General features: G+C 72.0%; 9 protein-coding genes and 1 pseudogene. 7 read left to right on the plus strand and 3 right to left on the minus strand.

Translation table 11 applies throughout. The features are described from left to right. Window positions 1-59: 59 nt before the first annotated feature. Entirely contained in the window at window positions 60-731 is a 672-nt protein-coding gene (locus AC07DO_RS36830) for a DedA family protein (protein ID WP_479066324.1), read from the plus strand. A 14-nt stretch (window positions 732-745) separates the two neighbouring features. On the opposite strand, the gene AC07DO_RS36835 is transcribed toward AC07DO_RS36830, so the two are convergent. Continuing rightward, a complete protein-coding gene (locus AC07DO_RS36835; protein WP_479066326.1) occupies window positions 746-1,279 on the minus strand; it encodes a gamma carbonic anhydrase family protein in 534 nt (177 codons plus the stop codon). 155 nt (window positions 1,280-1,434) lie between these two features. Here AC07DO_RS36835 and AC07DO_RS36840 point away from each other — a divergent pair, with 155 nt between their 5' ends. Next, on the plus strand, window positions 1,435-2,190 hold the full coding sequence (locus AC07DO_RS36840) for an acyltransferase (protein ID WP_479066328.1): 756 nt from the start codon (window positions 1,435-1,437) through the stop codon (window positions 2,188-2,190). Between the two features lie 46 nt (window positions 2,191-2,236). Here the strand turns inward: AC07DO_RS36840 and AC07DO_RS36845 are convergent, their stop codons facing one another. Continuing rightward, window positions 2,237-3,139 carry an EamA family transporter gene (locus AC07DO_RS36845; RefSeq protein WP_479066329.1) on the minus strand — a complete coding sequence of 301 codons (903 nt, stop codon included), beginning with the start codon at window positions 3,137-3,139 and terminating at the stop codon, window positions 2,237-2,239. Between the two features lie 104 nt (window positions 3,140-3,243). Here AC07DO_RS36845 and AC07DO_RS36850 point away from each other — a divergent pair, with 104 nt between their 5' ends. Further along, window positions 3,244-3,828, plus strand: a complete 585-nt coding sequence (locus AC07DO_RS36850; RefSeq protein WP_479066331.1) for a helix-turn-helix domain-containing protein — start codon at window positions 3,244-3,246, stop codon at window positions 3,826-3,828. Window positions 3,829-3,989: 161 nt separating this feature from the next. Here AC07DO_RS36850 and AC07DO_RS36855 read toward each other — a convergent pair whose 3' ends face one another. After that, complete coding sequence (locus AC07DO_RS36855) at window positions 3,990-5,162, minus strand: CaiB/BaiF CoA transferase family protein (protein ID WP_479066333.1); 1,173 nt, start codon at window positions 5,160-5,162, stop codon at window positions 3,990-3,992. 139 nt (window positions 5,163-5,301) lie between these two features. Here AC07DO_RS36855 and istB point away from each other — a divergent pair, with 139 nt between their 5' ends. The 4 genes and pseudogenes from istB to AC07DO_RS36875 all read left to right on the plus strand — a co-directional run. Beyond that, on the plus strand, window positions 5,302-6,528 hold the full coding sequence (gene istB, locus AC07DO_RS36860) for an IS21-like element helper ATPase IstB (protein WP_479066429.1): 1,227 nt from the start codon (window positions 5,302-5,304) through the stop codon (window positions 6,526-6,528). 225 nt (window positions 6,529-6,753) lie between these two features. Then, window positions 6,754-7,506: a GNAT family N-acetyltransferase gene (locus AC07DO_RS36865; RefSeq protein ID WP_479066335.1), complete on the plus strand. Its 753-nt coding sequence runs from the start codon at window positions 6,754-6,756 to the stop codon at window positions 7,504-7,506. Beyond that, entirely contained in the window at window positions 7,503-8,372 is an 870-nt protein-coding gene (locus AC07DO_RS36870) for a lysophospholipid acyltransferase family protein (protein ID WP_479066337.1), read from the plus strand. The genes AC07DO_RS36865 and AC07DO_RS36870 overlap by 4 nt, the downstream gene beginning before the upstream one ends. A 91-nt stretch (window positions 8,373-8,463) precedes the next feature. Beyond that, window positions 8,464-9,885, plus strand: a pseudogene (locus AC07DO_RS36875) (alpha-amylase); the annotation flags it as partial. Window positions 9,886-9,938: the final 53 nt, after the last annotated feature.

Genomic DNA, 9,938 nt, shown 5'->3' on the forward strand with positions numbered 1-9,938 from the left:
GTGCGCGGCCGAGCAGGCGCGCACGCCGGGCACACACACCGACACGGGAGGAACCGGCGTTGCACGTCCAGGAGTGGCTGGAGCAGGTACCAGCCGTCAGCATCTACGCGCTGGTGGGGCTTGTCATCGGCCTCGAAAGTCTGGGCATCCCGCTGCCCGGCGAGATCGTCCTCGTCTCGGCGGCGCTCCTCTCCTCCCAGCACGGTGACATCAACCCGGTGATCCTCGGCGCGTGCGCCACCGCGGGCGCCATCATCGGGGACTCCATCGGGTACGCCATCGGACGCAAGGGCGGACGGCCGCTCCTCGCCTGGCTGGAACGCAAGTTCCCCAAGCACTTCGGTGCCGCGAACGTGGCGACCGCCGAGCGCTCCTTCCAGAAGTGGGGCATGTGGGCCGTCTTCTTCGGCCGCTTCATCGCCCTCCTGCGCATCTTCGCGGGCCCGCTCGCGGGTGTCCTGCGCATGCCGTACTGGAAGTTCCTGATCGCCAACGTCCTCGGCGGCATCGTCTGGGCGGGCGGCACCACCGCCGTCATCTACTACATCGGCGTGGTCGCCGAGGACTGGCTCAAGCGGTTCTCGTACGTGGGACTCGGCATCGCCGTGCTCATCGGCGTCGGCTCGATGCTGTTCGTCAAGCGCCGGGCGAAGAAGGCGGCGGCGGAGGCCGAGGCGGAAGCGGCGGCCGGGACCCCGGCGGCCGAGCCGCAGCCCGTCCCCGCCGACTGAACGTTCCCTTCCGGTCAGCCCGCCGCGTGCGCGTCGCGGTGGGCCTTGGCCAGTTCCACGTACAACGTGCCGTTGAGCGAGATGCCCTCGCGCTCCTCGTCGGTGAGCGGCCTGCGCACCTTGGCGGGCACGCCCGCGACGAGTGAGCCCGGGGGCACCCGCATGCCCTGCGGCACCAGGGCCTGGGCGGCGACCAGCGAACCGCTGCCGATGACCGCGCCGTTCAGGACGGTGGCGCCCATGCCGATCAGCGCGTCGTCCTCGACGGTGCAGCCGTGCAGGACGGCGTTGTGGCCGACCGAGACGCGCTCGCCGATCGTGATGGGGAAGCCCGGGTCGACGTGGAGGCTGCAGTTGTCCTGGATGTTGCTGTCGGCGCCCACGACGATGGGTCCGCAGTCGGCGCGGAGGACGGCGCCGTACCAGGCGCTCGCCCCTGCCCGCAGGGTCACCTCACCGATCACGACGGACGTCGGCGCGGTGAACGCGTCCTGATCGATCTTCGGGTCCTTGCCGCCGATGCCGGTGATGAGTGCCTCGTGGCCCATCGGTCCGCTCCCTTGTTCCGTACGTCCGTGTGGACGTCTGAGTGGCGTCGCGCCTGACGGCACGGTACGGGACGGGGGAGCGGGCACGGCCGCGTGGGGTGAAGATCACAGGCCGGGGGCCTGCGGGGGGTGGAGGCACTGAGTAACGTGAGCCCGTGCCGAAGAACAGGAACACGTTCTCATCCCTTGCCGCCGCGCCCCGCAGGATCGCGCAGCGCGCCGTCCACGCGGGCTGGGACTGGGTGCAGCGCACGGGCGCGGTGACCGCCGCGCACCCGGGGCGGCTGCGGTTCGGCGCCCTCGGCGAGGGCACGAAGCTCGCCTTCCCGCAGGGCACGGTCTTCGGTGAGCCGTGGATCCGGATCGGCGACCACTGCATCGTGGGCCAGCACGTCACGCTCACCGCGGGCATGATGCCCGACCTCGACCTCGGTCCCGACCCGATCCTCCGCATCGGCAACGGCGTCGTGCTCGGCCGGGGCAGCCACGTCATCGCCGACACGACGGTCTCCATCGGCGACGACTGCTACTTCGGCCCCTACGTGTACGTGACCTCCACCAACCACTCCTACGACGACCCGCACACGCCCATCGGCAAGCAGTGGCCGCGGATGGACCCGGTGGAGATCGGGCCCGGGTGCTGGGTGGGGACCGGTGCGGTGATTCTGCCGGGGGCACGGATCGGGCGGAACGTGGTGGTCGCGGCGGGGGCGGTGGTCCGGGGCGAGGTGCCCGACCATGCCGTGGTGGCCGGGGCGCCCGCGAGGGTCGTCCGCACCTGGGACGCCGAGCAGGGCTGGCAGCCGCCGCTGCGGACGCCCGCGCCGGTGCCGATCCCGGACGGGATCACGCCGGAACAGCTGGTCGCGCTGGGTGAGTTGGGGGAGATGGGGAAGCTCGACGAGGTCTGAAGCGGCGCGCCGGCCGTGTCCCCGGGTCGTCGGCGGGACCGCGTCCTCAGGTCGCCAGCAGGACCGTGCCCACCAGGGCCAGTCCCGCGCCGGCCGCCTGCACCCCGCGCAGACGTTCCTTCAGGACCGCCCGCGCCGCCAGCGCCGTCACCACCGGATAGACCGAGGAGAGGACCGCGGCGACGGTGACCGGGCCGTTCTGCGCGGCCACCGAGTACGTGCCGTTGGCGGCGACGTCCGCGAGGCCGACGAAGGCGAGGGCGGGGAGCGCCGACCGCACGATGTCCGTGCCGGACCGCTCCGCCCCGAAACCCTGGGCTTCTTCCGTGCCGGGTGCCTCGGGAAGCGCCCTGCCGCCCCGCCGCACGGAGACGTACAGCGCGGCGCCGCCCGCCGCCACGTTCGTCACGCGCTGCACGAAGAGCGCGAGGAACAGGCCGGTCAGGCTGTTCGACGCCTCGGCGATCAGGGCCATCACCCCGCCGAACCCGAACGCGGCGAGGAGGGTGAGCAGCACGGCCCGCCGCTGCACAGGGGCGCCCCGCAGCTCGGGCCCGCCCGCGAGCACGATGCCCGCGACCGCGACGGCGATGCCCGCGAACTGGGGGAGGCCCGGCCGCTCGCCCAGCACGAGCCCGACGCCGACCGGCACGGCGACGCCGAGCGAGCCGAGCGGCGAGACGACGCCCATCGGGCCGAGGGCGAGGGCCTTGTAGAAGGCGAGCATCGCGACAGGTCCCACGAGGCCCGCGGCCACCGCGAACCACAGCTGCGGCCCCCACTCGGTCCACCCGCCGGTCCCGATCACGACGGCTCCGAGCACCGCCACCGCGATGGTCTGCGAGACGACCACCACGGTGAGGGCGGGGATGCGGCGCGTCAGCAGTCCGCCGCCGAAGTCGGCGAGGCCCCACAGCAGGCTGGTGGCAAGGGCGAACAGGGCGGTCATCAGGGCGCCTCGCAGTACAGTGTGTTGAACCATCCGGGATCTTCGGCTGCACCACACCGTAGTTCAGTATCGTGAACCCTGTCATCCAAAATATTGGACGGAATGTGTCGGACCTCGACCAGCTCACCCAGTCGCTCGCCCGCAACCTCAAGCGCTGGCGCAACGAGCGGGGCTTCACGCTCGACGCGCTCGCCGCCCGTGCGGGCGTGAGCCGCGGCATGATCATTCAGATCGAGCAGGCCAGGACCAACCCCAGCGTGGGCATCACCGTGAAGCTCGCGGACGCGCTGGGCGTCAGCATCACCACACTCCTCGACTACGAACAGGGCTCCCACGTCCGGCTCGTGCCGCCGGAGCAGGCGGTCCGCATGTGGTCCACGGAGACCGGCAGCAGCACGACGCTCGTCGTGGGGGCCGAGGCGCGCGGGCCCTTCGAGCTCTGGTCCTGGCGCCTGATGCCCGGTGAGGGCAGCGACTCCGACGCGCACCCGCCGGGCACGATCGAGCTGCTGCACGTCACGCGCGGCGCACTGACGCTCGTCGTGGACGGCACCGAGCACACCGTCCCCGCCGGGACGGGCGCCACCTTCGAGGCCAACGTGCCGCACGGCTACCACAACAAGGGCGCCGAGCCCGTCGAGATGACGATGTCGGTGTCGGTGCCGCCGGCACACGCGGGCTCCTACTGACCGCACACGCGGGTGTCAGCGTGCGGCCATGCGTGCTCCCCTCGGTGACTTCGACGTCGTCAGCCCCGCCCCCCAAGCCCTGGCGCTGCTGGTGTCGCCCGTCGCGGAGGCCGTGCGCGGTCGTACTGGAAGGGCTCGGCGTCACCGTCGACGGCTGACCGTCACGGCTCGAGGTCGCCGTAACCCAGCTCGGCGAGGATCGCCTCGGTGTGCTCGCCCGCCTCCGGCACCGGGTCCATGCGCGGGGCGACTCCGGAGAGGATGGCCGGGGGCAGCAGGGCCTGTACGGGCTCGGACGTGCCCGGCACGCGGATGTCCTGCCAGCGTCCGCGCTCGGTGAGCACCGGATGGGCCAGGAACTCGTGGACCGAGTTGACCCCGGCGTTGGCGATGCCCGTACGGTCGAGGAGCTCCATGGCCGCCTCGCTGCCGAGCTCCGCGAACCGTGCGGAGATGATCGCGTCGAGCGCGTCCCGGTGCGCCACGCGGTCGGAGCCGGTGGCGAAGCGCGGATCGTCGGCCAGCCCAGGACGGCCGATGAACTCACGGCACAGAGCGGCCCATTCGCGCTCGTTCTGCACCGACAGGAGGACGTCCTTGCCGTCGGAGGCCGTGAACGGGCCGTACGGCGCGACCGTCGCGTGCCGGGCGCCGACGCGGGGCGGCTGGGTGCCGCCGTACCGCGTGTAGTAGGCGGGCTGGCCCATCCACTCGGCGAGCGCGTCGAAGAGGGACACCTCGACGGCCGGGGCGCGTCCCGTCGTCGCCCGCGTGTACAGCGCCGACAGGATGCCGCTGTACGCGTACATCCCCCCGGCGATGTCCGCGACGGAGATCCCCGCCCGCGCCGCCTCGTCCGGCGTGCCGGTGAGCTGGAGCAGCCCGGTCTGGCACTGCAGGAGCAGGTCGTACGCCTTGCGGTCCGCCCAGGGCCCGTCCGTGCCGTAGCCGCTGACGGTGCACGTGATCAGGGACGGGTGGCGCTCCCGCAACTCCTCGGCGCCGAACCCGAGCCGTACGGCGGCGCCCGGGGCGAGGTTCTGGACGAACACGTCGGCGCCCGCGACGAGCTTCTCCAGAACCGTCCGGCCCCGCTCCGACTTGAGGTCGAGGGTGATCGACTCCTTGGACCGGTTGAGCCAGACGAAGTAACTGGCCTGCCCCCGCACGGTGGTGTCGTACCGCCGCGCGAAGTCGCCGCCCCCGGGCCGCTCGACCTTGATGACCCTGGCGCCGAGATCGGCGAGCTGCCGGGTGGCGAAGGGCGCGGCGACGGCCTGTTCGAGGCTGACGACGGTGACCCCGGCGAGGGGCAGGGGAGGGGGAGGCGGCATGCGACGTTCCTGTCCGACTGGATTTCTATTCATCCCAACGGGTGGCTCGAATTCAGATTGTCGGCGGCGGACCACAAGAATGACCAGCCTCACGGCCGTTGGAGGTCTTGTGTACCGCTCCACCTCGTCCCCGTCGAAGATGACCACGCTGGGGTGTGCCCTCTTCGCGACCCGGTGGCTCCAAGCGCCCCTGTACTTCGGCCTGGTGGCCGCGCAGGGCGTCTACGTCTACAAGTTCTTCAACGAGCTGTGGCACCTCGTCCATCACGTCATCAGCGGGCACGCCGACGAGACGCACGTCATGCTCGCCGTCCTCAAGCTCGTCGACGTGGTGATGATCGCCAATCTGCTGATCATGGTGATCGTCGGAGGGTACGAGACGTTCGTCTCACGGATCGGACTGCAGGGCCACCGGGATCAGCCCGAGTGGCTCTCGCACGTCAATTCCAACGTCCTGAAGGTCAAGCTCGCCACCGCCATCGTGGGGATCTCGTCGGTGCATCTGCTCCAGATGTTCGTCGACGTGCACCACACCCCCCGGCACGACCTGCTGTGGGGCACGGTCATCCACATGGCGTTCATCGCCTCCGCGGCGATCCTCGCCTACATGTCCGGGCCCATGGCGGCCCACGAGGCCAGGGCGCGTGCCGCGAAGGACACCGGGCGGGCCGCCGTCATCCCCGCGCAGCGGGACGGGGGAGCCGACGGGGGAGACCGGGACGGCGGGGCGGCGGCCGCGCTCTCGACCGGCGCCGAGGAGCGCATCGAGGACGCGGGGTTCCCGGCCAGGAAGGTCCTGGAGATGTTCGACGAGGGACATCTGCGGGCGCCCGAGCCGCAGGTGATCACCCGTCTCGGCAAGGTCGACTTCGTCACCCGCAAGGCGAACGTGGTGCTGCTCGGCGGGCCGGGCACGGGCAAGACGCACCTGGCGGTCGCCCTCGGCGTACGCGCCTGCCAGGCCGGCCACCGGGTGCTGTTCGCGACCGCCGACGAATGGGGCACCCGGCTCGCCGAGGCGAAGGCCGCGGGGCGGCTGCGCGAGGAACTGGCCCGCCTCGACGCGTACCCGGTGCTCGTCGTGGACGAGGTCGGCTACGTGCCCTTCGAAGCCGACGTCGCCCACCTCCTCTTCCAGCTCGTCTCGCACCGCTACGAGCGGGGCTCGCTCATCGTCACCGGCAACCGGCCGCTGGGCCGCTGGGACGAGGTGTTCGGCGACAGCGCGACGGCGTCCGCGACGGTGGACCGGCTGGCCCACCACGCGGAGGTCGTCACCCTCGACGCGGACAGCTACCGCACACGCCGCCTCGACGGCACGCAGGTCATGGGGGCGGGCGGGGCCGGATCCGCCACGGCTTTCTGAGCGGACGCACGACGGCGTCGGCACGTCCGGTCGCTGTCACCCGGGCTTTCGCACACGGTCCGATTCGGACGCGAGCCCGACGACGGGCCGACGCACGCCATCAGCGCGCAGTTCAGGCGGCGCCGTCACCGTGCTGATGGGGCGCCGGCGCGGAGCTGCGGCGGCGCCGACCGTCGACTCCCCGTCTCCGTCGTCGTCCCCATCGAACCGAGAAACGGAACCGTCATGCCCTCGACGCCGCTCGTCGCGACCGCCACCAGCTCGTACGTCACCTCCATCGCGGACACCACCGAACAGATCAGGGCAGCCCAGCGGCTGCGCCACCGTGTCTTCGCCGAAGAGCTCGGCGCCGTCCTCGACACGCCCCTGCCCGGCCACGACATCGACACCTTCGACGACCTCGCCGACCACCTGATCGTCACCGACACCACGACCGGCGACGTCGTCGGAACGTACCGAATCATCCCGCCCGGCCGGGCCGCGCACTCGTACTCCGACGGCGAGTTCGAACTCGTCGCCCTCAACGCGCTGCGGCCCTCCACCGTCGAGGCCGGCCGTTCCTGCGTCCACCCCGACCACCGCTCCGGCGCCGTGATCAACCTGATGTGGTCCGCACTCGCCCGCTACGTCCTGCTCTCCGGCCACCGGTACCTGGCGGGCTGCGCCTCCGTGCCGCTGGCGGACGGCGGGCGCGCGGCGACCGCCGCCTGGCTGCTCGGCACGGCCAAGCACGCGGCGCCGCCCGAGCTGCGGGTGCACCCCCGGCGCCCGTGGACCCCCGGCGGCCCGTCGCCGGAACGCCCGGCCTACGCCGACCTGCCGCCCCTGCTGCGCGGCTACCTCCGACTCGGCGCGTGGGTGTGCGGAGCCCCCGCCCACGACCCCGAGTTCGACGTCGCGGACTTCTTCGTCCTCCTCGACACGGAGCGGCTCAGCGCACGCCACCGCCGCTACTTCCTCGGAGAGGACGCGCGATGAGCGCGTGGACGGTCGACCCCGGCTGTCCCGCCTCCTGCGCCGCCGACCCGGACCCGCGGGTGCCTCTCGGTGAACTCGCGCGCCGCTACGCCACGTTGACGTACACCCTGACCCGGGCCGTGGCCCGCGGTGACCGGCTCGCCGACCCCGCGATCCTCCAGGCCGAGGCGCGCGCGGTGCTCGGCGCGCTCGGGGTGGGCGTCGAGGGCGCCGAGGGCGCGCCGTTCAGTGTGCGGGCAGACGGTGTGGGCACTCTGGTCGTCGCCAACCACATCTCCTGGCTCGACGTCGTCGCCCTGCTCGCCCTCGAACCGGTGAGTGTCCTCGCCAAGCGTGAGGTCGGCCGGTGGCCCGTGGTCGGCGCGCTGGCCCGGCGCGCGGGCACCCGGTTCATCGACCGGGACGGCAGCCCGCGCGGACTCCCCTGTGTCGTCGCGGAGTTGGCCGACACCCTGCGCGGCGGCACGTCGGTGCTCGTCTTTCCCCAGGCGACGACCTGGTGCTCGGCGTGGGGCGGCCGGTTCCGGCGGGCCGCTTTCCAGGCCGCGGTCGACGCGGGTGCGGCCGTCCGTCCGGTGACGGTCGAGTACCGCCAGGGCGGTGGGCCGAGCACGGCCGCCGCCTTCCTCGGCGAGGAGGACTTCACCACCTCGCTGCGCAGGGTGGCGGGCGCCCGCGGCCTGAGCGTACGGGTCACCGCGCACGCCCCCTTGCGGGGCGCTGACCGGCGGGTACTGGCCGACGAGGCGAGGCGTGCGGTCCTTGGGGCCGGAGTCGTGCCCGGGGAGTGTGGTGCGCGAGGGGTTGACCCTTCAACTGAGGCCTCCTATGGTCCGGTTGCAACAAGTTGCTGCAAGGCGGCATGAGTTTTCAGAAAGCCGTCACAGGCCGCCACCCCCCCACACGCACCTCCCACACGCACCTCCCACACCCATCCCCCCACACAGGAGGCTTTCGATGCACGCCCGTATATCGAAACCCCGAAGGATCGCCGTCATGGGCGCCGCGCTGGCCGCCGGCGCGGCGGGCAGTCTCTCCATCGCCCAGCAGCCGAGCGAGGCGGCGCCCGCCGGGAAGAGCCGCACCGCGGCCGCGGGCAAGGACGTCACGGCGGTGATGTTCGAGTGGAGCTTCGACTCCGTGGCCAAGGCGTGCACGGACACGCTCGGCCCGGCCGGTTACGGATACGTCCAGACCTCACCCCCGCAGGAGCGCCTGGACGGCCCTTCGTGGTGGACCGCCTACCAGCCGGTCAGCTACAAGATCGCCTCCCGGCTCGGCGACCGCGCGTCGTTCAAGAGCATGGTGGACACCTGCCACAGCGCGGGAGTCAAGGTCGTCGCCGACACGGTCATCAACCACATGACCAACGTGCAGGGCACCGGCGCCGGCTCCGGCGGCACCCGCTTCACCAAGTACGACTACCCCGGCACCTACGGGGACGCCGACATGGACAACTGCAAGAAGGAGATCCAGGACTACACCAAGCGCGAGGAGAGCCAGAACTGCGAACTCGGCGGCCTCGCCGACCTGGACACCGGAGAGGAGCACGTCCGCAAGACCGTCGCCGGATACATGAACGACCTCCTCGCACTCGGCGTCGACGGCTTCCGCATCGACGCCGCCAAGCACATGCCCGAGGACGACCTGAAGGCGATCAAGTCACAGCTGACCGACCCGGACGTGTACTGGAAGCAGGAGACGCTGCCCGGGCCCGGCGAGGAGGTCCAGCCCGGCGAGTACATCGGCACCGGGGACGTACAGGAGTTCAACTACGCCTACGCCCTGAAGGGCGCCTTCGAAAGCGGCAGCCTCGCCGGTCTGAAGAACATCGCCGACGGCAAGCAGCCCTCGGAGAACGCGGGTGTCTTCGTCGCCAACCACGACACCGAGCGCCAGGGCAACGTCCTCACCTACAAGCAGGGCGCGCCCTACACCCTGGCCCACGTCTTCGCGCTGGCCTTCCCGTACGGCTCGCCGGACGTCCACTCCGGATACGCCTTCGCCGGCAAGGACGACGGTCCGCCCGCCGACGGCAAGGCGGACTGCGCCGGTGACGCGTGGGTGTGTCAGCACGCGCAGCCGCAGATCGCGAGCATGGTCGCCTTCCGCAACATCGCGGGCGACGCGGCGGTCACCGACTGGTGGGACAACGGCGGCAGCGCCATCGCCTTCGGCCGCGGCGACAAGGCGTTCGTCGCCATCAACGCGGGGGACGGCGAGGTGAAGGAGAACCTGCGGACGTCGCTGCCCGCGGGCGAGTACTGCGACGTCCAGTCCGGGAAGCCCGTGACCGTCGACGGCGACGGCCGGCTGGCCGTGACCGTCGCCCCGAAGAGCGCGGTCGCCGTGCACGTCGGCGCGGAGAGCTGCCCGGGCACGAGCGACTGACGTTCCGACACGCACCCCCTGCCGGCACCGCCGCCCCGCGC

This window comes from Streptomyces sp. NPDC045678 (genome assembly GCF_056432085.1).

Excerpts from the sequence above, each read along its gene's own strand:
- AC07DO_RS36835 (WP_479066326.1), bottom strand. The coding sequence starts at position 1,279 with ATGGGCCACGAGGCACTCATCACCGGCATCGGCGGCAAGGACCCGAAG.
- AC07DO_RS36870 (WP_479066337.1), top strand. The coding sequence starts at position 7,503 with ATGAGCGCGTGGACGGTCGACCCCGGCTGTCCCGCCTCCTGCGCCGCC.
- AC07DO_RS36845 (WP_479066329.1), bottom strand. The coding sequence starts at position 3,139 with ATGACCGCCCTGTTCGCCCTTGCCACCAGCCTGCTGTGGGGCCTCGCC.
- istB (WP_479066429.1), top strand. The coding sequence starts at position 5,302 with ATGACCACGCTGGGGTGTGCCCTCTTCGCGACCCGGTGGCTCCAAGCG.
- AC07DO_RS36855 (WP_479066333.1), bottom strand. The coding sequence starts at position 5,162 with ATGCCGCCTCCCCCTCCCCTGCCCCTCGCCGGGGTCACCGTCGTCAGC.
- AC07DO_RS36865 (WP_479066335.1), top strand. The coding sequence starts at position 6,754 with ATGCCCTCGACGCCGCTCGTCGCGACCGCCACCAGCTCGTACGTCACC.